Source organism: Cryobacterium sp. Sr8 (genome assembly GCF_004403225.1).
In the GTDB taxonomy this organism is placed as follows: Bacteria; Actinomycetota; Actinomycetes; order Actinomycetales; family Microbacteriaceae; genus Cryobacterium; species Cryobacterium psychrotolerans.
The window spans coordinates 1-21,326 of record NZ_SOHO01000049.1 but is presented as its reverse complement, the minus strand read 5'-3'; the positions used below and the strand labels follow the sequence as shown (position 1 = coordinate 21,326).

Below are 21,326 nucleotides of genomic sequence, written 5' to 3'. Positions count from 1 at the left end.
CCGCCCGGCCGAAGTCGGGTCAGCCGGCCTCGGCCTCGTCCGTCCCGGTACGCACCCGCACGATGGTTTCCCAGCCGGCGACGGTGACGAGCACTGCCGTGGTCATGGCCCCGAGGAGGAGCGGCGACACCTGGAACGCGAACGCGAAGACCACCAGGAGTGCCGCCACGCCGGTCAGGTGCGAGACGAGCAGCTCCCTGGCGACGATCCGGCGGAAGAGCACGAGTCCGACGAGGTAGAGGGCCGGCCCGCCGACGACGGTGACGGCCGTGGACCAGCGCATGGCCTCATCCGGATGCTCGAGCATTTCCTTGTCGGCGACCGAGGTCAGCACGATCCCGGCAATGATGATCGCGTGCACGTAGGTGTACGCGAGACGCGCGATCCGGCCCGGGGCGGAGGCGCGCGCAATGGCCTTGCTCCCGGCGCGCTCGCCGTGGTCGAAGTAGAGCCACCACATCGCCACCGCGGTGACGAAACCGAGAAGCATCCCGAGCACGCCCGGCAGTGAGGACTCCTGGGCGACGAATGCGAACCCCGTGACCAGGAACGACTCACCGAGCGCGATGATCACGAAGAGGGCGCTGCGCTCGGCGATGTGGGGGCCGGACAGGTCCCAGTCGTCGACGCCGGCCTTTCCCGTTCCGGGCACCCGGAAGCCGAGGCTCGCGGAGAGGTATTCGATCGCGAGGGCGGCGATCCAGAACGGGAGACGGAACTCGAGCGGCAGCAGGGCGCCGACAATCCAGAAGACCGCGGCTACCGACAGCCAGGCGAGCATGCGCAGGAAGGTCTGGTGCAGGGCGCGGTCGTGCCGGGCGAGCGCGAGCACCATGAACACCGTGCGCCCGAGCTGCAGGCTCACGTAGGCGATCGCGAAGACGATGCCCCGGTCGCCGAACGACTCGAAGATGGAGGTGCTCATCACGAGGCCGACGAGCGAGAGGGCGATGATCACGCCGCGCACCGGCAGCCGCGCCGGGTCGAGCCAGTTGGTGACCCAGGTCGTGAACACCCAGACCCACCAGAGGGCGAGCACCAGCATGGCGGACTCGAGCGCGCCGGTCCAGGACTGGTTCTCGTAGAGATACCGGGAGAGCTGGGTGAGCGCGAGGATGAAGATCAGGTCGAAGAACAGCTCGATATAGGTGACGCGGTCGGTGCGCTCGGAGTCGTCGGGCCGGAGCAGATTGCGGCGGAACCCGAAGGGCGCGGTCTTCGTCGTTGGGGTCACGCCCCCATTCTGCCCGTCCTCCCCGCGAATCCGCAGTTGTGCGCGTTATGCGGCCCGTTTAAGGCGCACAACTGCGGTTTCGCGGCATCGAGACCTGCGGGGGGCCGGCCAGGAGTTCGCGCCAGCGGTGCAGGTACGCGATCATCTCAGGGTCCGGCTCCACGCGGAGCTGGTCCCGGTCATGGGAGTCCTGGTCCGCGTACTCAATGATCTCGACGAACCGGTCCGGGTTGGCCAGGTCCCACAGCACACGCACGCGGATGCCGCCGGGCCGTTCGTAGAACGGGATCGCTTCGGCCAGGAGCCGGACGAGGTCCGCGCGGCGGCCGGCCGCGACCCGTCCGCGCAGATGCAGCTCGATCACGGGCCCCAGACTAGCGACCGGGGCGCCGCTCGCCGGCGATCAGGCAGGCCAGGGGTCACAGGCCCTTTTCGGTCAGCCAATCGAGGAGGACCTGCTCGAATTCCGCCGGCAGCTCAACGTTGGGCAGGTGCGCGGCGTCGCGGAACGTGACCCCGCGCGCGTTCGGGAGAGCGGAGAGCAGGTACTCGTACTGCGCGAGCACCGGGGTGATGTCGAATGCGCCGACCGTGACGAGCGCCGGAACCTCGATGTCGACCAGGCGATCGAAGGCGGGCGGATCGAGGGGGACGGGGACGGGGCATTCCTCCGCGTGGACGACATTGACGCGGTTGAGTTCGTATGCGAGGGAGACGAACTCAGGGTCGAGGTCCTCCTCCCGGCGCAGGGGCCCGATCGCCCACAGGGCAACCTCGAGCCGAGCCAGACGGTGCCAGTCCTTCGCCTCGAACGCCGCGTCGACCAGGTCGAACGCCGCGTCCTCGACGTCGGTGAGCTCCACTTCGGGGAACCCGCTCGGGCCGGAGCCGATCGTGACCAGGCCCCTCACGCGCTCCGGGGTCTCCGCGGCGACGTCGATCGCGATCGAGCCGCCGCGCGAGCATCCGACGAGGGTCGCCGCGGCAATGCCGAGGTGGTCGAGCACGGCCCGGGCGTCGTCGCGGTTGGAGAACTGGACATCCTCCGAGGTGGTCTGGCCGAAACCGCGGGAATCGAATCGGATGACGAAGTGGTCCGCGGCCAGTGCCTCGACCTGCGGGTCCCACATCCGCAGGTTCGCGATCCCCGCGTGGAGCAGCAGCAGGGCGGGCGCGGACACGTGTCCGGCGGTTTCGTAGTAGAGCGATGCGCCTGGTACGTCGATGTGGGGCATGGTCTGAGGGTAAGGGCGGGGCTGCGCCCGCCGCAAGGAAACGCCCCGAGAAGGTCAGTGCGGCCGGACCGCCCGCGCGCCGCGCGCCGCGTAGACTCCCGGTAATGGGTGGTGTGCTGATCGGGTTCGCGATCATCGGGTTCGTGATCCTGGTCGGCTATGTGGTTGGTCGGATCGGGATTGCCGGTCCGGGGGCCGGGTATGTGCTGAATCGGCTCACGTTTTTCGTGGCGACCCCCGCCCTGTTGTTCACGGTCCTCGTGCATGCAGACGTGAGGGTCTTCGTCTCCCCGTTCCTGATGACCGTGCTGTGCAGCGTCCTGCTGGGCGCGGCGCTGTTCGTGACGGTGTCCCTGGTCTTCTTCCGCACGCCGGTGGCCGAGACCACGCTCGGGGCGACCGCGGCGACCTACGTCAATGCCAACAACATCGGCCTGCCGGTGGCCATCTATGTCCTCGGCAGCGCCCAGTACGTCGCCCCGGTGCTGCTGCTCCAGCTGCTCGTGCTTGCGCCGCTCACCCTGACCATCCTCGACATGTCCACCCGCGGCCGGGTGTCGCTGCGGTCCATCCTGACCCAGCCGGTGCGCAACCCGATGATCATCGCCTCCGCAGCCGCCGTGCTGATCGCCACCCTCGGGATCACGGTCCCCGAGCCGATCCTGGCGCCGCTGGAGATCATCGGCGGCGCGGCGATCCCGATGGTTGTGCAGGCTAAACGGGCCTCATAACGCGCACAAGTGCGGTTTCGCGAGGGTTGGCGGGGGGTTTTTTAGAAGATCATCGGGCGGTCGTCGTCCTCGGCCTCGAGGGCGAGCTCGACGGCGACCGGCACGTGGTCGCTCGGGGCGTCGCCCTTGCGCTCGTTGCGGTGGATGCTCGCGCCGGTGACCAGGTCGGCGAATGCCGGCGAGCCGAGGATGAAGTCGATGCGCATGCCCTCGTTGCGCGGAAAAGCGAGCTGTTTGTAGTCCCAGTAGGTGAACGCCCCCTCCGGGACGAGCGGCCGCACCACGTCGGTGAAACCGGCGGCCTCGAAGGCGTGGAAGGCGGCGCGCTCCGGCGCGGAGATGTGGGTGGATAACCCGGGGACGAGCCCGGGGACGTTCTGGTCGGAGTCCAGCGGCGCCACGTTCCAGTCGCCCATCAGCGCGAGGGCCAGCTGCGGGTTGGCGGCGAGCTCGGCGCTCGCGTGCTCCTTGAGGCGGGCCAGCCAGTCGAGCTTGTAGACGTAGTGCGGGTCGTCCAGGGTGCGCCCGTTCGGCACGTAGAGGCTCCACAGGCGCAGGTCGTTGACCGTGACCCCCATCGCGCGCGCCTCCAGCGGCAGGCCGGGCCCCTCCTCGCCCTTCAGGAAGCCGGGCATCCCGGGGAAGGTGGTGGCGACATCCGTCATCGGTTCGCGGCTCGCGAAGGCGACGCCGTTCCACTGGCTCAGCCCGTGGATGGCGAGCTCGTAGCCGGCGTCTTCGAAGGCCTGGGCCGGGAATTGCTCCGGCTTGCACTTGATCTCCTGCATGGCGAGCACGTCGATGTCCTCGCGCACCATCCAGTCGACGACCCGGGCGGAGCGGGCACGGATGGAGTTGACGTTCCAGGTGGCGATGCGCATTGTTCCAGCCTATGACTGGCAGGATGACTGCATGACGGATTTGCAGATCGGCTACGCGGCAATGCTCGAGCAGTTCGCCCCCGCGGAGGCTGTCGCCCTGTCGGCCTACGCCGAGGAGCACGGCTTCAGCGGTGTGATGGCGGCGGACCACTTCCAGCCGTGGGTGCCGGCCCAGGGCGAGTCCTCGTTCGTGTGGAGCGTGCTCGCGGCAATCGGCGAGCGCACGAAGGGCGACCTCGGGCCCGGGGTCACCGCGCCGACGTTCCGCTGGCATCCGGCCATGGTCGCCCAGGCCTCCGCCACCCTCGCCTCGATGTACCCCGGCCGGCACTGGCTGGGCCTCGGCTCGGGCGAGGCGCTCAACGAGCACATCGTCGGCCAGTACTGGCCGGAAGCCCCGGAGCGGATCAACCGCATGTTTGAGGCCATCGAGATCATCTCGAAGCTGTTCACGGCCTCGATCGCCGGCAAGGACGTCAAGCACTCCGGGCAGTTCTACAAGCTCGAGTCGACCCGGCTCTGGACGATGCCCGAGGTAGCCCCCGAGATCCTCATCGCCACCGCGGGCCCGGTCACGGCCAAACGCGCCGGCCGCCACGCCGACGGCCTGATCACGGTGGGCGCCCCGCTCGAGAAGATCTCGATGCTGTTCGGCAAATTCGACGAGGGCGCGAAGGATGCCGGCAAGGACCCGTCGGCGATGCCCAAGGTGCTCCAGCTGCACATGAGCTGGGCCGAAACCGACGAGGAAGCCATGCGCAACGCCATGGTGGAGTGGCCGAACGGCGGGATGAAGTTCCCCAAGGGCGACATCCGTTCGCCGTTCGAATTCGAGCAGATCGCCAAGCTCGTGCGCCCCGAGGACTTCGAGGGACGGATGATCATCTCGGCCGACCCGGACGACCACCGCGCCTACATCCAGAAGTTCGTCGACCTCGGCTTCGACCGGATCTACCTGCACAATGTGGGCCGCAACCAGCGCCAGTGGATCGACGTCTTCGGCCGCGACGTGCTGCCGAAGCTCGTCCGGTAACGATGAACGAGAGGGCTGCGCCCGCAGCCGGGCCCGAGGGCGTGCCTTCCGGCGCGCTCACCGTGTTCGCCCCGGAAGGCATCGGCGAGATCGAGGCCGGCGACGACCTCGCGGCGATCATTCTCGGCGCGGCCGGGGCTTTACTGCGGGGCGGCGACATCCTGGCCGTGACCAGCAAGATCGTCTCCAAGGCCGAGGGCCGGCAGGTGGCCGCCGCCGACCGCGAGCAGGCGATCACCGACGAGACCGTGCGCGTGGTGGCCACCCGGGAGCATCCGGGAGGGGTGACCCGCATCGTCGAGAACCGGCAGGGACTCGTGCTGGCTGCGGCCGGAGTCGACGCGAGCAACACCCCCGACGGCACCGTGCTGCTGCTTCCGATCGACCCGGATGCATCGGCGCGGGCGCTGTGCGCGGCGCTGCGGGAGCGCAGCGGGCTGTGGCTCGGTGTGCTGATCACCGACACGGTCGGGCGACCCTGGCGCGAGGGCCAGACCGACATCGCGATCGGCGCGGCCGGGCTGGCCGTGCTCGACGACCTCCGCGGCACGGAGGATTCCTCCGGCAAGCGCCTCGACGCCACGATCGCCGCCGTCGCCGACGAGATCGCCGGGGCGGCCGACCTGGTCAAGGGCAAGACGAGCGGCAATCCGGTGGCCGTGGTGCGCGGGCTCGGCAGGCTGGTCGGCGAACTCGACGCGGCGGATGCGCGCGGGGCGAGTCGGCTGCTGCGCCCGAGCGACCAGGACATGTTCCGCCTCGGGTCGGCGGAGGCGTATGCGGAGGGTTTCGCGGCCGGGCAGGCTGCTGCTGCTGCTGCTGCTGCTGCTGGCGCTGCTGCCTGTGCGTGCGGAGACGACCCCGCGTGAGCTGGGTGGCCGTGGTTCCGGTCAAGGGCACGCCGGAGGCCAAGAGTCGCCTCGGCGATCTGCCCGACCGCGGTGGGCTGGCGGATGCCTTCGCCCTCGACACCGTGGCGGCACTCCTGGACACGCCACTGATCGGCCAGGTCTTCGTGGTGACCGCCGAGGAAGCGATTGCGGCTCGCCTGGCCGAGCTCGGCGCCGTGATCGTGCCCGAAGTGCGGCTTGACCCGACCGACCAGGGCGACCAGGGCGACCAGGGTGGCCCGCTCAACGCGGCCATCCGGCAGGGCACGGATGCCGCCCGAGCGGCCTTCCCCGGCCGCGGGATCGCCGTGGTGACGGGCGACCTTCCCGCGCTCACCGTGGCCGACGTCGAAGCAGCGCTCGGCCTCGCCGCCGCGCATCCGCTCTCGATGGTGGCCGACGAGGAGGGAACCGGGACCACGGCGCTGCTCGCGCTCGCCGGGGTGCTGTTCAGCCCGCGTTTCGGCCTCGGCTCCCGTGCCGCGCACGAGGCGGCCGGCCATGTGCCGCTCGGCCTGCCGCCGACCGCGTCGATCCGCCGGGACGTCGACACGGTCGACAACCTCGCCGAGGCGCTGCAGCGCGGGGTCGGCGTGCACACGAGCGCGCTCGTGGCCGGCACCTCGGGTGCCCCGGGCGTGGCCGCCGGGGCCCCTGGCCAGATCGAACGCTGACTCCCCGCGCCGCCAGCGTGGTTGAGTTGCGGACAAAGTACCTTCGTTGGCGCGAGGAAGGTACTTTGTCCGCAGTTCAGTTCAGTTCAGTTCAGTTCAGTTCAGTTCTTGCGCGCTCAGCCCGTTGCGGCGGCGATCGCGAGCGCCTCGGCGGCGATCGCGGCCGAGGAGGGCACGTCGCGCATCCAGAGCGGCACTGCAGCAGAGCGGATGCCGGCGGCCTCGAGCACGGGCACGGCCGCGGCATCCGTCTCGTCGACGAGCCAGGCATCGAGCAAGCCGCCGCTCTTCCGGGAGCCGTAGTGCAGGCCCACCGCCGCAGCCGAGGTTTCGACGCCGATCGTGCTCAGGCAGGCGTCGGCCATGCCGCGCACCGCGGCGCCCGCGATGATCGGCGACACCCCGACGACCCGCGCGGAGGTGCCGCGGAGCGCCTCGGCGATCCCCGGAACCGCGACGATCGTGCCGATCGACACGACCGGGTTCGACGGCGGCAGGATGACCAGGTCTGCGCCCTCGATGGCGTCAACAACGCCCGGCGCCGGCCCGGCCGCGGCCAGGCCGACCGGCACGAACTCGGTCACCGGCACTGCCGCCCGATAGCGCACCCACCACTCCTCGAAGTGGATCAGATCGCCCGCCCGGTGCTCGTCGGCATCCATAGCCAGTCGGGCATATGTCTCGACCGGGTCGTCGCTCATCGGCAGCAGCCGGGCGCCGGGCTGCCAACGCCGGCAGAGCACCTCGGTCGCCTCGCTTAGCGTGGAACCGTTCCGGAGCAGGTCGGTGCGCACGATGTGGGTGGCCAGGTCGAGGTCGCCGAGCGTGAACCAGGACCAGCCGCGCCCGTACGCCGCGATCTCGGCCGAGGTGCGGCGGGATTCGTCCGGCCGGCCCCAGCCCTGCTCCTCGTTGATTCCGCCGCCGAGCGTGTACATCACGGTGTCGAGGTCGGGGCAGATGCGCAGGCCGTCCAGCCACATGTCGTCGCCGGTGTTGACCACGACGGTGACGGATGCCTCCGGCCGGGCCGCCGAGAGGTGGTGCAGCAGCCCGCGGGTGAACCGGGCGCCGCCGATGCCCCCGGCCAGGACCGTGATGTTGCCGATCATGCTCCAGCCTCCGGCGCATCGGACGGAGAGAAGACGATGACCGGATGCCCGCCGCGGGGGTGCGCGATGATGTCGCAGTCCACGCCGTAGACATCCGCGATGACACTCGGCCGCAGCACCTCCTCGGGCGTCCCGGAGGCCACCAGCCTTCCGTGGTGCAGCAGCAGGATCTGGTCGCAGTAGGCCGCGGCGAGGTTGAGGTCGTGCAGCGCCATGACCGAGGTGAGCCCGAGGCGGCGCACCTGGCCGAGCAGCGAGAGCTGGGCGCTCACGTCGAGGTGATTGGTCGGCTCGTCGAGCAGCAGCAGGCTCGGGCTTTGCGCCAGCGCCCGCGCGATCTGCACGCGCTGCTGCTGTCCGCCGCTGAGCGTGTGCCACTGCCGATCGGTGAGCCCCTCGGCCCCGACCATCGCCAGGGAGTGCTCGGCGACCCGCTGGTCGTCGTCACCGCCGAAGCTGCCGAGCACCCGGCTGCGGTGCGGGATGCGGCCGAGCAGCACGACCTCCAGCACCGACAAGTCGACGCTCGGCGCCGCGCTCTGCTCGAGCAGGGCGATCCGCCGGGCGGCCTCGCGCCGCGGCAGGGACGCGACGACGGTGCCGCCCAGCCGGACCGTGCCGGCATCCGGTGTCTGCAGGCCCGCGATCAGGCGCAGCAGGGTCGATTTGCCGGCCCCGTTCGGGCCGAGCAGCCCGGTCACGGTGCCCGCCGGGATGACCGCCGACACGTCCTCAAGGATGCTCACGCCGTCGATCGCGAACGACACGTCCGCCAGGATCACGCCCATGCGGCGCTCCGCTTGCGCTTGATCAGCAGGATGAACACCGGCACGCCGATGAACGCCGTGATGATGCCCACCGGCAGCTCACGCGGGTCGAACACGGTGCGAGCGAGAGTGTCGGCGACGACGAGGAACAGGGCGCCGAGCACCGCGACCAGCGGCAGGAGGCGCCGGTGTCCCGGCCCGCTCAGGCCGCGCACGAGGTGCGGCAGGATCAGTCCGACGAACCCGATCGCGCCGCTGACGGCCACCATCGAGCCGGTGAGCAGGGCGACGGCGCCGAGCAGGGCCCAGCGGGTTCGGTTGACGTCGATGCCGAGGGATGCCGCTGACGTGTCGCCGAACGCGAACGCGTCCAGGCGGGTGGCCGCGAGCACGATGCCGGTTCCCACCACGACGAGGGCGGACGCCGAGATGGCGACGCTTGTCCAGTCGCTGCCGGCGAGGGAGCCGAGCAGCCAGTTCAGGATTTCGCGGTAGGAGTCGCCCTTGGCCGACCAGAAGATCACGAAGGAGGTGGCGGCCGCGGCGAGTTGCGCGATCGCCAGGCCGGACAGCACCGCGCGGCCGGGGGTGATCGTGCCGCCGACCCTGGCGATGCTGAGGGTGGCGACGAGCGCGACCAGGGCGCCGAGAAAGGCCGCGGCGGGGAGCGCGAAGGAGACGCCGAGGATGACCACGCAGACCGCGCCGAACGACGCGCCGGAGGAGAGGCCGAGCAGATAGGGGTCGGCCAGCGGGTTCCGGGTGACGCTCTGCATCACCGCGCCGCTGAGGGCCAGCCCGGCGCCGACGGCCGCGGCGGTCAGCACCCGCGGCAGGCGCAGCTGCCAGACGATCGAGTCGGTGAGCGGCGGCACGGCGACGCCGGGCAGGCCGAGGTGCCCGGCGATGCTGCCGATCACGTCGGGCAGGCTGACATCGGCCGGCCCGACCGCGACGGCGGATGCGCTGACGAGCACGAGCGCGACGAGCGACAGGGTCAGCCAGCCGAGGTAGCGGCCGCGTGGTCTCCGGCCGCTCCTCGTGCTTGTCGCCTGCGCCTCGGTCGCCATCTGCTCGCCTCTGTGTCTACTGGTCGAAGGCGGCGAGCTGGTCGATGGCCGACGCGGCGGCCTCCACGTTGCGGATGCCGGCCTCCGTGGCCGCGAAGGGAAGGATGACGTAGCGCTTGTGCTTGACCGCGTCGAGGCCCTGGGTGGCCGGACTCGACTCGAGGGTGGCGATCTTGGACGCCGCCGTGTTCCAGGTGGCGTCGACGAGCACGATCACGTCCGGGTTGGCCTCGACGACGGATTCCCAGCCGACCGAGGTCCAGGTGTCGTGCACGTCGCCGAAGATGTTCGCCAGCCCGGCCGCGTCCATGATCATGGCGGGAGAGCCGATTCCGGCGCCGACGTACGGGGTGTCCGTTCCGCTCGAGTACCAGAGCGCCGTCGTGGTGCCGGAAGCGGGCTCGAGCGCGGCCAGCTCGGCCTTCTGCTCGGCGACCAGCGCGGCGGCGGCATCCGCGGCGCCGAACAGGGCGCCGGCCTCGGTGATCTCGTCGAAGACGCTCTCGAAGGTGAGCGGGTCGGGCATGTGCTCAGCGGCCTTGCACGCGGCCGGGGAGACGTAGCTGCCGATGCCGAGGTCGGCCAGTCGGTCGCGCTCGCCGACGCCGTCGGCCGAGAAGTTCGACTCCCAGCCGCCGTAGATGAAGTCGGGGGTGAGTCCCAGAACGGCCTCCTGGCCGGGCAGGAAGTCGCTGATGACGTTGAGCGCCTTGCCGGCGGGCGCCAGGGCGGGCGGCAGCGGGCCGTCGAGGAAGGCCGAGCCGACGATGTTGTCGCCGAGGCCGAGGGCGAGCAGGAGCTCGGTGGTCGACGACTTGATCGTGACGATGCGCTCCGGCGCCTTCTGCACGGTCACCGTGGTGCCGCAATTGTCGATGCTGACCGGGAAGTCGGCCGTCGCGCTCGCGCTCGGGGCGGTGCCGGCCGGTTGCCCGGCGCAGCCGGCCAGCAGCAGGGTCGAGGCGGCGATGGCCAGCGCGCCGAGGTGCAGGGTTTTGCGGTTCATGGGGAGCCTCACGGGAGGGGGTCCGGCCCGGCGCTTGCGCGAGCGCGGGATGGGACAGGAATGGCAGGGGAATCCGAGGGTGCTCGGCGACCTGCGGCCCAAATCCAAGGCAGCTCGACCGGTCAGAGCCAACCGGCGGTCTGCTTCGAGCTTAACGCGCGCACCGAACACGTGCTGCCGCATCGGACGACTGTCGCCGATGCGCCGGCGACAATTGTCCGAATGGGCACAAGTTGGCCCCGCGTTGGGTGCTAGGTCCATCTCGTTTCGAGGGAGTGGGCACCCGGTCCCGGCGGCCGGGCCGCGATCGCGATCGCCCTGGCGATGGGGGCGACGTCGCCCTCGATGGCCGCCGCCGTCACCCGGATGAACGACCCCGGGCGGTCCGAGGCGGAGTCCGAGGCGAGGAACGACGAGCCGCCGGCGACCCGGATGCCCGCGGCCGCGAGCTGCACGATCGCGTCCCGTTCGTCCGGCACCGCCAGCCAGGTGTTGATCCCGTCGGCCTGGTGCACGCCGAGGCCGAACTCGTTCAGGGCGTCGGCGAGTGCCTTCTGCCGGGCGAAGTAGATGCGTCTGGCCTCGCTGACCTGGGCGATGCTCTCCCCGTTGGTGAGGAGTTCGTATAGGATCGTTTGCAGCATCCGGCTGGTCCAGCCCGGCCCCAGCATGCGGCGGGCGACGATCCGGTCGACGAGTCGGGCCGGCCCGCCGAGCGCGGCGATGCGCAGGTCGGGGCCGTGGGACTTCGAGTAGCTGCGCACGTGCAGCACGCGCCCGGGCAGCCACCGGCCGAGGCTGACATCCGGTGCGATGCTGATCTCGCCCGAGTGGTCGTCCTCGATCACGATCGTGTGGGCGGCGGCCTCGCTTCCCGCGAGCAGGCCCGCCAGTTCCTCCGCGCGCTCGGCCGTCATCGACGCTCCGGTGGGGTTCTGCGCGCGGGGCTGCAGGATGACGGCGGCCGGGGAAAGCTCGAGCGCGGCCGCGAAGGCGGCGGGTTCGATCCCGTGCTCGTCGACGGGGACCGGGATCCGTTCGACGCCGAGCTGGTCGAGCAGGTCGAAGAACGGCGGGAAACCGGGATCCTCCACGATCACGCGGTCGCCGAACCGGGTGACCTGGTCGAGGCTGCGCGAGATCGCGTCGAGGGCGCCGTCGACGACGGTGATCGACTCGGCCGGGAACGGCCAGGACTCGATCAGAACGGCGAGCAGCTCCGGGATGACCGGGAAGTCCTGGTAACTCGGCGTCACGGCGCGCTGGGAGACCCGCGAGAGCGCCGGGCCCAGGGCCGGCAGCAGGAGCGGGTCGGGGGTGCCGCGGGACAGGTCGACCCGGGTGGCCTGCTGGTGGCCGGCCATCGACTGGCTCCGGGCCGGCAGCCACTGCGGCGCCTGCTCGAGCACGAAGGTGCCGCTCCGTCCCCGCGAGGCGATCAGGCCGATCCCGGACAGCGCCTGCCAGGCGTGGCTGATCGTGGCCGGGCTCACCCCGAGTTCGCTGGCGAACTGGCGCACCGTGGGCAGGCGGTCGCCCGGCGCGAGCTGCCCGGTGCGGATCATCCGGCCGATCGCCGCCGCGATCCCGGCCGGCGTGCGCCGCTCGATCTCGTCGATAAAGATTTGCATTCTTCTCTTGCCCCTGCCTGGTTTCGACGACAGGATGATTAACGCGTGCGACACACTCGGAAACACAACTGAAATGTTTACATCGAATAATAACAAATACGGACAACGCAGTCCGAAAAAGTTTCGATCTGGACAGGCTCACCGCGAAATTCTGGAGGCACCATGACCGTTGTTCGGGCAGCAATCACCCAGACCACCTGGACGGGTGACGAGGAATCGATGATCGTCAGGCACGAGGAATTCGTCCGCACCGCGGCCAAACAGGGCGTGCAGGTGATCTGTTTCCAGGAGCTGTTCCACGGTCCGTACTTCGGCATCGTGCAGGACTCGAAGTACTACGGCTACGCGCACCCGGTGCCCGGCCCGCTGGTCGAACGATTCCAGAAGCTCGCTGCCGAGCACAAGATGGTCATCGTCCTCCCGGTCTACGAGGAGGAGCAGCCCGGCGTGCTCTACAACACGGCCGCCGTGATCGACGCCGACGGCACGTACCTCGGCAAGTACCGCAAGCACCACATCCCGAACCTCCCGCAGTTCTGGGAGAAGTTCTACTTCCGCCCCGGCAACGGCGACTACCCCGTCTTCGACACGATGGTCGGCAGGATCGGCGTCTACATCTGTTACGACCGCCACTTCCCCGAGGGCTGGCGCGCGCTGGGCTTGAACGGCGCCGAAATCGTCTTCAACCCCTCCGCCACCAAGCCCGGCCTGTCCAACCGGCTCTGGGAGCTCGAGCAGCCGGCCGCGGCCGCCGCGAACCAGTACTACGTCGGCGCGAACAACCGCATCGGCACCGAAACGAAGGAGTTCGGCGACGACGCCGTGACCTTCTACGGCAGCTCCTACTTCGTCGACCCGCGCGGAAACTACGTCGGCGAGGTGGCCTCCACCGACACCGAGGAGATCGTCATCCGCGACCTCGACCTCGGGCTGATCCGCGAGGTGCGCAACTCCTGGCAGTTCTACCGCGACCGCCGCCCGGACTCCTACGGACCGATCACCGCACCCTGACCGCGGCTTCCACGAAGAGGAGCAAGAGATGACGACAACCCTCATCACCGGCGGCACCGTCGTGACGGCGACCGGCCGGTCGAAGGCAGATGTGCTGATCGACGGCGAGACCATCGTCGCCGTGCTGGAGCCCGGATCCCGCCTGCTCGGGACCGACCTTCCCGCGAGCGTCGACCGGGTGATCGACGCGACCGGGAAGTATGTCATCCCCGGCGGCATCGACGCGCACACGCACATGGAACTGCCCTTCGGCGGCACGGCGGCGTCCGACACGTTCGAAACCGGCACCCGGGCGGCGGCGTGGGGCGGGACGACGACGATCATCGACTTCGCGGTGCAGACCTACGGCCAGCGGGTCTTCGACGGCCTGGCCACCTGGCACCAGAAGGCGGCCGGGAACTGCGCGATCGACTATGCGTTCCACCAGATCATCGGCGACGTCAACGCCGACTCCCTGCAGGCCATGGACGGCCTGCTCGCCGAGGGCGTGTCGAGCTTCAAGCTCTTCATGGCCTATCCCGGCGTCTTCTACTCCGATGACGCGCAGATCCTGCGCGCCATGCAGAAGTCCGCCGACACCGGCCTGATCACCATGATGCACGCCGAGAACGGGCCGGCGATCGACGTGCTCGTGGAGCAGCTGCTCGCCCAGGGCAAGACCGACCCGTACTACCACGGCGTAGCCCGGGCCTGGCAGATGGAGGAGGAGGCCACGCACCGCGCGATCATGATCGCCAACCTCACCGGCGCTCCCCTTTACGTCGTGCACGTGAGCGCCAAGCAGGCCGTCGAGCAGCTCGCCGCGGCCCGCGACAACGGCCAGAACGTGTTCGGGGAGACCTGCCCGCAGTACCTCTACCTCTCGCTCGAAGAGAACCTCGGGGCGCCGGGCTTCGAGGGGGCGAAGTGGGTGTGTTCCACGCCGCTGCGGTCCCGGGCGGAGGGGCACCAGGACCACATGTGGCAGAGCCTGCGCACCAACGACATCCAGATGGTCTCCACCGACCACTGCCCGTTCTGCATGAAGGGCCAGAAGGACCTCGGCCTCGGCAACTTCTCCAAGATCCCCAACGGCATCGGCTCGGTCGAGCACCGGATGGACCTGCTCTACCAGGGGGTCGTCAACGGGCGCATCACCCTGGAGCGCTGGGTGGAGATCACCTCGACGACCCCGGCGAGGATGTTCGGCCTCTACGGCAAGAAGGGCGTCATCCAGCCCGGCGCCGACGGCGACATCGTCATCTACGACCCCCACGGCCACACGTCGATCGGCTACGAAAAGACCCACCACATGAACATGGACCACTCCGCATGGGAGGGCTACGAAATCGACGGCCACGTCGACACCGTGCTCTCCCGCGGCAAGGTCGTCATCGACCACAACGAATACCTCGGCGCCAAGGGTGACGGCCAGTTCGTCAAGCGCGGCCTGAGCCAGTACCTGATCTAGGCGGGGAAACAGATGGATTTCGGAGCAGTTCTGCAGACCAACCCGCCGTCCGCCCGGACGGTGCAGCTGGCCAAGCTCGCCGAGGCGCATGGCTTCAGCCACGTCTGGACGTTCGACTCGCACCTGCTCTGGCAGGAGCCCTACGTGATCTACAGCCGGATCCTCGCCGAGACCGACAAGATCATCGTCGGGCCCATGGTCACCAATCCGGGCACGCGGGACTGGACGGTGACCGCGTCGACCTACGCGACGCTCAACGAGATGTACGGCAACCGCACCATCTGCGGCATCGGCCGCGGCGACTCGGCCGTGCGGGTGATCAACGGCGAACCCACCACGCTGAAGACGCTCCGCGAGTCGATCCACGTCATCCGCGAGCTGGCGAACTCGCGCTCGGTCGAATACAACGGCGCCACCCTGCAGTTCCCGTGGAGCCGCGGCTCGAGCCTCGACGTGTGGGTGGCGGCCTACGGCCCGCTGGCCCTCAAGCTCGCCGGCGAGGTGGGCGACGGCTTCATCCTGCAGATGGCCGACCTCGACGTGGCCGCCTGGATGATCAAGACCGTCCGGGATGCCGCGGCGAACGTCGGCCGGGACCCGCTGTCGATCAAATTCTGCGTCGCGGCGCCGATGTACATCGGTGAGGACTGGGACCACATGCGCAACCAGTGCCGCTGGTTCGGCGGGATGGTCGGCAATCACGTCGCCGACATCGTCGCGAAGTACGGCACCGACTCGCACGTCCCGAAGGCACTGACGGACTACATCGCCGGCCGCCAGGACTACGACTACAACCTGCACGGACGCCCCGGCAACGTGCACGCCGACTTCGTGCCGGACGAGATCGTGGACCGGTTCTGCCTGCTCGGCACGGCCAGGGACCACATCGAGAAGCTCGAGGCGCTCCGGGAGATCGGCGTCGACCAGTTCGCCGGCTACCTCCAGCACGACAACAAAGAAGAAACGATGCGCGTCTACGGGGAGACCGTGATCCCGGCCATGGCCGACCACATCGTGGCCAAGGCATGACCCGAACGGCACCGCCGGCCCAGCCTGCCGCAGCGGGGAAGACCCGGGCCCCGCGCGGCCAGGCGCGCCGCGGGCAGGTGCAGCTGCGGCGCATCGTCACCGGGGCGCTCGGCCTCGTCGTGCTCGCCGCCCTGTGGGAGCTCTACAAACTGCTCGGCCCGGCGGACGGGGTCGTCGTGGGCGGCACGACCCTGCTGCCGCGCACCAGCGACCTCGCCATGCCGCACCTCTGGGTGATGGCCGAGCGGGTTCTCGAACCGGTCACCGGCGCGGCCGCAGCCCTGCCGCTCTGGCTCGTCGTGCTGCAGGGATCGATGTTCACGCTCGGGATCGCGGCGGTCGGCTGGCTCGTCGGGGTCACCGTCGGCCTGCTGCTCGCGCTGCTCATGCAACGCTTCCGGCTCGCCGAATCGGCGGTCCTGCCCTGGATCGTGCTCAGCCAGACCGTGCCGCTGATCGCCCTCGCCCCGCTGGTCCGGCGCTGGGGGTCGCAGATCGAGATCGGCGACTTCAGCTGGGAAAGCTGGATGTCGGTCGCCCTGATCGCGTCCTACCTCGCGTTCTTCCCGGTGTCGGTCGGCGCGCTCCGCGGCCTCGCCTCCCCTGACGCCAACCACGTCGACCTCATGCACTGCTACGCCGCGGGCTGGTGGAAGACGCTCTGGCGGCTCCGGCTGCCGGCGAGCGTCGGCTACCTGCTGCCCGCCCTGCGGCTGGCCGCGGCCAGTGCCGTCATCGGCACCGTGGTCGCCGAGGTGTCGATCGGGCTGCGCGGCGGAATCGGGCGCCTGATCGTCGAGTACGCCGGTGCGGCCGGCGGCGACCCGGGCAAACCGTGGGCGCCCATCTTCGGATCCATCGCCGTCGGCCTCCTGGCCGCCGGTTTCGTGGGCCTCATCGGCCTGTTCCTTCGTCGTTTCCGCAGGGGAGAGGTCGCAGCATGATCATGGAGTCCTCCCCGGGCGGCCGCGCCCCCGCCGTCGACGTGGGCGGCGTCAGCCGTGTCTTCACCGGCCGGAAGGGCGCATCCGTCACCGCCCTCGACGACGTGAGCCTCACCGTCGCGCCCGGCGAATTCGTCTCGCTGATCGGCCCGAGCGGCTGCGGCAAGAGCACGCTCCTGCGGCTGATCGCCGACCTCGACACCCCGACGGCCGGCAGCATCCGGGTCTTCGGCAAGCCGGCCAGGCAGGCGCGGATCGACCAGGACTACGGCATCGCCTTCCAGCAGGCCGGCCTGCTGCCCTGGCGCACGGTGGCCGGCAACATCGAGCTCCCGCTCGAACTGCACGGGGCCGGCAAGGCGGCCCGGCGGGCGCGGGCGGCCGAACTGATCGAACTTGTCGGGCTGTCCGACTTCGCCGACAACTACCCGGACCAGCTCTCCGGCGGCATGCAGCAGCGAGTGGCGATCGCCCGCGCGCTGGCCGAAAGCCCCAGCCTGCTGCTGATGGATGAACCCTTCGGCGCGCTCGACGAGATGACCCGCGAGCGGATGCAGAACGAGCTCGTGCGGATCTGCGGTGAAACCAGCGCGGCCGTCGTCTTCGTCACGCACTCCATCCCGGAGGCCGTGTTCCTCTCCGACCGGGTCGTGGTCATGTCGCCGCGGCCCGGACGCATCCGCGACGTGCTCGGCGTCGGCCTCGGCGACACGGCCGAGCGCGGCGAGAACCTGCGCGAGGACGAGGCGTTCTTCCACGCCGTGAGCCAGGTGCGCGAGCTGCTGCACGGCGAGGCGCCCACCGGCGCGCGCGGGGTCGAGACACGATGAACCAGGGGCCGTCGGGCGGGGCCGGATTCGTGCGCACGGCGCTGCCGCCGGTCGTGTTCGGCGTCGCCGCCCTCCTGCTCTGGCAGTGGGCGGTCGTGGCGTTCGAGATCAAGGCGTTCATCCTGCCCGGGCCCTTCCTGATCGGCGAGGAGTTCGCCGCCAACCTGCAGAACGTCATCAACGGCATGGTCGTCACCGGCCGCAACGCCCTGATCGGCCTGCTGGTCGGCGCGGTGCTCGGCATCCTGGCCGCGACCATCGCAGCGCTCGTCCCCGTGTCCGACGAGATGGGCGCCCCGATCGTGGCATCGATCTCCGTGGTACCGATCGTCGCGCTCGCCCCCGTGCTGTACACGATGTTCGGTGCCGGCGCCGAAACGGCCCGCCAGATCGTCGCCGGGCTCGCGGTGTTCGTGCCGGTGTACTTCAACACCCTCAAGGGGCTCCGCCAGGTGCGACCGGTGCACCGCGACCTGATGCGCTCGTACGCGGCATCCAGTTGGCAGGCGACGAAGACCGTGACCCTGCCGACGGCCACGCCCTACGTCTTCACGGGCCTGCGGATCGCGTCCTCGCTCGCGGTGATCTCCGCCCTGATCGCCGAGTACTTCGGCGGCCCGGTCGGCGGCCTCGGCAAGTCGATCACCTCCTCGGCCTCGAGCAGCAATTACGGGCTGGCCTGGGCCTACGTGCTCGGGTCGATCCTCCTCGGTCTCCTGTTCTATTCCGCCGCGCTCGCCCTCGAGAAGCTGGTCAGCCGCCGCAGCACCGGCTAGGTGTCCGGCCGCCAGGCGGCCGGTCGTTCCCATCCCCACCCTGAGTAGTCACAGCGAAACCGGAGGAAATCATGAAACACAGCACACGATGGCTCGGCACGTTCGGCGCCCTGGCCGCAGCCAGCGCCCTTGTCCTCACCGGATGCACCACCGGTGGCGACGGCGGCACCGATGGGGCGACGGATGGCGCAGGCGAACTCACGCCGGTCACCCTCCAGCTCCAGTGGGTCGCCCAGGCCCAGTTCGCCGGCTACTACGCCGCGGTCGACCAGGGCTTCTACGAGGACGAGGGCCTCGACGTCACCATCACCGAGGGCGCGGCGGACATCGTTCCGCAGGACGTGCTCGCCTCCGGCGACGCCGACTTCGCCATCTCCTGGGTGCCCAAGGTGCTCGGCTCGATCGAGCAGGGTGCCAACATCACCAACGTCGCGCAGATCTTCGAGCGCTCCGCCACCACCCAGATCTCATTCAAGGACGCCGGCATCGAGTCGGCCGCGGACCTCAAGGGCAAGAACGTGGGCAGCTGGGGCTACGGCAACGAGTGGGAGCTCTTCGCCGGAATGCAGGAGGCCGGCGTCGAGGTGGGCGACATCAAGCTCATCCAGCAGGCGTTCGACATGAACGGCTTCCTCTCCGGCGACATCGACGCCGCGCAGGCGATGACGTACAACGAGTACGCGCAGGTGCTCGAGACGAAGAACCCGAAGACCGGCGAGCTCTACCAGCCCGAAGACCTCAACGTCATCGACTGGAACGAGGAAGGCACCGCCATGCTGCAGGATGCCATCTGGGCCAACGCCGACCTGCTCGAGTCCGACAAGGACTACGCCGAGACCACGGTGAAGTTCATCAAGGCCTCCATCAGGGGCTGGATCTTCGCCGCTGAGAACGCCGAGGACGCCGCGGGAATCGTGACGGCCGCGGGATCCCAGCTCGGCCAGAGCCACCAGCTCTGGATGACCAACGAGGTCAACAAGCTGATCTGGCCGTCCACCAACGGCATCGGCATCATCGATGAAGGCGCCTGGCAGAACACCGTCGACATCGCGATGAACACCAAGAATGAGACCGGCGCGACCATCATCACCACCGACCCGCCCAAGACCGCCTGGTCGAACACGTACGTTCAGCAGGCGCTCGACGAACTGGAGAAAGATGGAGTCGACGTCAAGGGCGAGGGATTCAAGCCCCTCACCGTCACCCTGAAGGAGGGCGGCGCCTAACATCGTCCCCCGCCGGGTGGCCCGCTTCGGGCCACCCGGTCACTCCCGCACCGCCAACCCCCGCACCCCCGACCAGGATTCACAGAAGGAACGCGATACCCGTGACTGACACCGTTGACCGCACCACCGGACCCGGCGCCACCGGACCCGGAATGAATGAGCGCACGAGCGAACTCGACCGCGCCTTCGTCTTCCACTCCTGGTCGGCGCAGGCCGCACTCAAGCCGCTCGTCATCGCCGGGGGACTCGGCAGCCGCGTCTGGGACCACGACGGGCGCAGCTACCTGGATTTCTCGAGCCAGCTGGTCAACGTCAACATCGGCCACCAGCATCCGGCCGTCGTCAGGGCAATCATCGAACAGGCGAGCACCCTCACGACGATCGCCCCGTCGACCGCGAACCTCGCCCGTGGCGAGGCTGCCCGGCGCATCGTCGACCGCGCCCCCGAGGGCTTCAGCAAGGTCTTCTTCACCAACGGCGGCGCGGATGCCAACGAGAACGCCATGCGCATGGCCCGGCTGCACACCGGTCGCGACAAGGTGCTCTCGACCTACCGGTCGTACCACGGCAACACGGGCTCTGCCATTGTCGCCACCGGAGACTGGCGCCGCATCCCGAACGAATTCGCGCGGAGCCACGTGCACTTTTTCGGCCCATACCTCTACCGCAGCGAGTTCTGGGCTGCCACACCCGAGCAGGAGTCGGAGCGGGCGCTGCGCCACCTCGAGCGGGTCATCCAGAGCGAAGGTCCCAGCTCGATCGCCGCCGTGCTCCTGGAGACGATCCCCGGCACGGCCGGCGTGATGCCGCCGCCGCCCGGCTACCTCGCCGGGGTGCGCGAACTCTGCGACCGCTACGGCATCATGCTGATCCTGGACGAGGTCATGTGCGGCTTCGGGCGCGCCGGGCGCTGGTTCGCCTTCGACGGCTACGACGTCGTGCCCGACCTGATCACCTTCGCCAAGGGCGTCAACTCCGGTTACGTGCCCACCGGCGGCGTGATCATCCCGGATTCCATCGCCCGTGACTGGGACACCAACGTCTTCCCTGGCGGGCTGACCTACAGCGGTCACCCGTTGGCGATGGCGTCCATCGTGGCCGCGCTCGACGCGATGGAGGACGAGGGCATCGTGGAGAACGCGGCCCGGATCGGCCGCGACGTGCTGGCGCCGGGGCTTGCCGAGTTGCAGGCGAAGCACCCGGTCATCGGCGAGGTGCGCGGTGAGGGTGTGTTCTGGGCGCTCGAACTCGTCGCCGACCGCCAGACCCGCGAGCCGCTCAACGGCGCGGTGATGGGGCGGATCAAGGCGGAGCTGCTCGGCCGGGGCCTGCTGCCGTTCCTCGCGGACAACCGCATCCACGTCGTGCCGCCCTGCGTGGTGACCGATGACGAGGTCGCCGAGGCCCTGGCCGTCTACGACGAGGTGCTCAGCCTCGACCTGCTCAACTGATCGGTGGTCGAGCTTGTCGAGACCCTGATCTCGACAAGCTCGATCACCGCGGCTCGATCACCGCGACACCCGCAAACCACAACACCGACAGAATCGACAGATGACAATGAACGCTATTCCCACAATCAGCCACTGGATTGACGGGGCGGCCGCCGCCGGTACCTCGACCCGCACCGCGCCGGTGTTCAACCCGGCCACGGGCCAGGTCGCCAAAAACGTGAGCCTGGCCAGCACGGCCGACGTCGACGTCGCGATTGCGTCGGCCCTGGCCGCTTTCCCGGCCTGGCGTGACACCTCGCAGGCCAAGCGCCAGAGCATCATGTTCAGTTTCCGTGAGCTGCTCAA

22 protein-coding genes are annotated in these 21,326 nt (G+C 69.6%); 13 read left to right on the top strand and 9 right to left on the bottom strand.

The window, feature by feature from the left end:
• Window positions 1-19: 19 nt before the first annotated feature.
• From E3T54_RS10365 to E3T54_RS10355, 3 genes are read right to left on the bottom strand one after another with little or no spacing between them, the layout of a single operon-like run.
• On the bottom strand, window positions 20-1,234 hold the full coding sequence (locus tag E3T54_RS10365; RefSeq protein WP_166804893.1) for a low temperature requirement protein A: 1,215 nt from the start codon (window positions 1,232-1,234) through the stop codon (window positions 20-22).
• 58 nt (window positions 1,235-1,292) lie between these two features.
• On the bottom strand, window positions 1,293-1,598 hold the full coding sequence (locus E3T54_RS10360) for a putative quinol monooxygenase (protein ID WP_092324011.1): 306 nt from the start codon (window positions 1,596-1,598) through the stop codon (window positions 1,293-1,295).
• Window positions 1,599-1,653: 55 nt separating this feature from the next.
• The gene (locus E3T54_RS10355) at window positions 1,654-2,469 is read right to left on the bottom strand and encodes an alpha/beta fold hydrolase (protein WP_134475600.1); all 816 of its coding nucleotides are present in this window, start codon (window positions 2,467-2,469) and stop codon (window positions 1,654-1,656) included.
• A 104-nt stretch (window positions 2,470-2,573) separates the two neighbouring features.
• Here E3T54_RS10355 and E3T54_RS10350 point away from each other — a divergent pair, with 104 nt between their 5' ends.
• Window positions 2,574-3,200, top strand: a complete 627-nt coding sequence (locus E3T54_RS10350) for an AEC family transporter (RefSeq protein WP_134475599.1) — start codon at window positions 2,574-2,576, stop codon at window positions 3,198-3,200.
• Between the two features lie 41 nt (window positions 3,201-3,241).
• Here the strand turns inward: E3T54_RS10350 and E3T54_RS10345 are convergent, their stop codons facing one another.
• The gene (locus E3T54_RS10345; RefSeq protein WP_134475598.1) at window positions 3,242-4,081 is read right to left on the bottom strand and encodes an exodeoxyribonuclease III; all 840 of its coding nucleotides are present in this window, start codon (window positions 4,079-4,081) and stop codon (window positions 3,242-3,244) included.
• Between the two features lie 31 nt (window positions 4,082-4,112).
• Between E3T54_RS10345 and E3T54_RS10340 the strand changes: the two genes are divergently transcribed.
• From E3T54_RS10340 to cofC, 3 genes are read left to right on the top strand one after another with little or no spacing between them, the layout of a single operon-like run.
• The gene (locus E3T54_RS10340) at window positions 4,113-5,114 is read left to right on the top strand and encodes a TIGR03557 family F420-dependent LLM class oxidoreductase (RefSeq protein ID WP_134475597.1); all 1,002 of its coding nucleotides are present in this window, start codon (window positions 4,113-4,115) and stop codon (window positions 5,112-5,114) included.
• Between the two features lie 2 nt (window positions 5,115-5,116).
• The gene (gene cofE, locus E3T54_RS10335) at window positions 5,117-5,983 is read left to right on the top strand and encodes a coenzyme F420-0:L-glutamate ligase (RefSeq protein ID WP_134475671.1); all 867 of its coding nucleotides are present in this window, start codon (window positions 5,117-5,119) and stop codon (window positions 5,981-5,983) included.
• Complete coding sequence (gene cofC / locus E3T54_RS16810; protein WP_166804892.1) at window positions 5,980-6,678, top strand: 2-phospho-L-lactate guanylyltransferase; 699 nt, start codon at window positions 5,980-5,982, stop codon at window positions 6,676-6,678. Before cofE ends, cofC begins: the two co-directional genes overlap by 4 nt.
• A 116-nt stretch (window positions 6,679-6,794) precedes the next feature.
• Here the strand turns inward: cofC and cofD are convergent, their stop codons facing one another.
• The 5 genes from cofD to E3T54_RS10305 all read right to left on the bottom strand — a co-directional run bounded on the left by cofD (window position 6,795) and on the right by E3T54_RS10305 (window position 12,264).
• Window positions 6,795-7,790, bottom strand: a complete 996-nt coding sequence (gene cofD, locus E3T54_RS10325) for a 2-phospho-L-lactate transferase (protein ID WP_134475595.1) — start codon at window positions 7,788-7,790, stop codon at window positions 6,795-6,797.
• Entirely contained in the window at window positions 7,787-8,578 is a 792-nt protein-coding gene (locus tag E3T54_RS10320; protein WP_134475594.1) for an ABC transporter ATP-binding protein, read from the bottom strand. The genes cofD and E3T54_RS10320 overlap by 4 nt, the downstream gene beginning before the upstream one ends.
• Window positions 8,569-9,627, bottom strand: a complete 1,059-nt coding sequence (locus tag E3T54_RS10315) for a putative F420-0 ABC transporter permease subunit (RefSeq protein WP_134475593.1) — start codon at window positions 9,625-9,627, stop codon at window positions 8,569-8,571. The genes E3T54_RS10320 and E3T54_RS10315 overlap by 10 nt, the downstream gene beginning before the upstream one ends.
• A gap of 16 nt (window positions 9,628-9,643) precedes the next feature.
• On the bottom strand, window positions 9,644-10,633 hold the full coding sequence (locus E3T54_RS10310; protein WP_134475592.1) for a putative F420-0 ABC transporter substrate-binding protein: 990 nt from the start codon (window positions 10,631-10,633) through the stop codon (window positions 9,644-9,646).
• Window positions 10,634-10,884: 251 nt separating this feature from the next.
• Window positions 10,885-12,264: a PLP-dependent aminotransferase family protein gene (locus E3T54_RS10305; protein WP_134475591.1), complete on the bottom strand. Its 1,380-nt coding sequence runs from the start codon at window positions 12,262-12,264 to the stop codon at window positions 10,885-10,887.
• 162 nt (window positions 12,265-12,426) lie between these two features.
• Here E3T54_RS10305 and E3T54_RS10300 point away from each other — a divergent pair, with 162 nt between their 5' ends.
• The 9 genes from E3T54_RS10300 to E3T54_RS10260 form a co-directional block, all read left to right on the top strand.
• Window positions 12,427-13,275, top strand: coding sequence for a nitrilase-related carbon-nitrogen hydrolase (locus E3T54_RS10300; protein WP_092323992.1), 849 nt, complete (start codon window positions 12,427-12,429; stop codon window positions 13,273-13,275).
• Window positions 13,276-13,303: 28 nt separating this feature from the next.
• A complete protein-coding gene (hydA, locus tag E3T54_RS10295; RefSeq protein WP_134475590.1) occupies window positions 13,304-14,725 on the top strand; it encodes a dihydropyrimidinase in 1,422 nt (473 codons plus the stop codon).
• A gap of 12 nt (window positions 14,726-14,737) precedes the next feature.
• Window positions 14,738-15,754 carry a TIGR03842 family LLM class F420-dependent oxidoreductase gene (locus tag E3T54_RS10290; protein WP_134475589.1) on the top strand — a complete coding sequence of 339 codons (1,017 nt, stop codon included), beginning with the start codon at window positions 14,738-14,740 and terminating at the stop codon, window positions 15,752-15,754.
• Window positions 15,751-16,698, top strand: coding sequence for an ABC transporter permease (locus E3T54_RS10285; protein ID WP_092323987.1), 948 nt, complete (start codon window positions 15,751-15,753; stop codon window positions 16,696-16,698). Before E3T54_RS10290 ends, E3T54_RS10285 begins: the two co-directional genes overlap by 4 nt.
• Window positions 16,699-16,700: 2 nt before the next feature.
• The gene (locus tag E3T54_RS10280; protein ID WP_370255413.1) at window positions 16,701-17,528 is read left to right on the top strand and encodes an ABC transporter ATP-binding protein; all 828 of its coding nucleotides are present in this window, start codon (window positions 16,701-16,703) and stop codon (window positions 17,526-17,528) included.
• Window positions 17,525-18,304, top strand: a complete 780-nt coding sequence (locus E3T54_RS10275; protein WP_134475588.1) for an ABC transporter permease — start codon at window positions 17,525-17,527, stop codon at window positions 18,302-18,304. The genes E3T54_RS10280 and E3T54_RS10275 overlap by 4 nt, the downstream gene beginning before the upstream one ends.
• Window positions 18,305-18,375: 71 nt before the next feature.
• Window positions 18,376-19,530 (top strand): ABC transporter substrate-binding protein, encoded by a 1,155-nt coding sequence (locus E3T54_RS10270; protein ID WP_134475587.1) that lies wholly within the window; start codon window positions 18,376-18,378, stop codon window positions 19,528-19,530.
• Window positions 19,531-19,682: 152 nt separating this feature from the next.
• On the top strand, window positions 19,683-20,981 hold the full coding sequence (locus tag E3T54_RS10265; RefSeq protein WP_134475670.1) for an aspartate aminotransferase family protein: 1,299 nt from the start codon (window positions 19,683-19,685) through the stop codon (window positions 20,979-20,981).
• Between the two features lie 100 nt (window positions 20,982-21,081).
• The coding region (locus tag E3T54_RS10260) for an aldehyde dehydrogenase family protein (protein ID WP_134475586.1) at window positions 21,082-21,326 on the top strand (245 nt) is incomplete at its 3' end.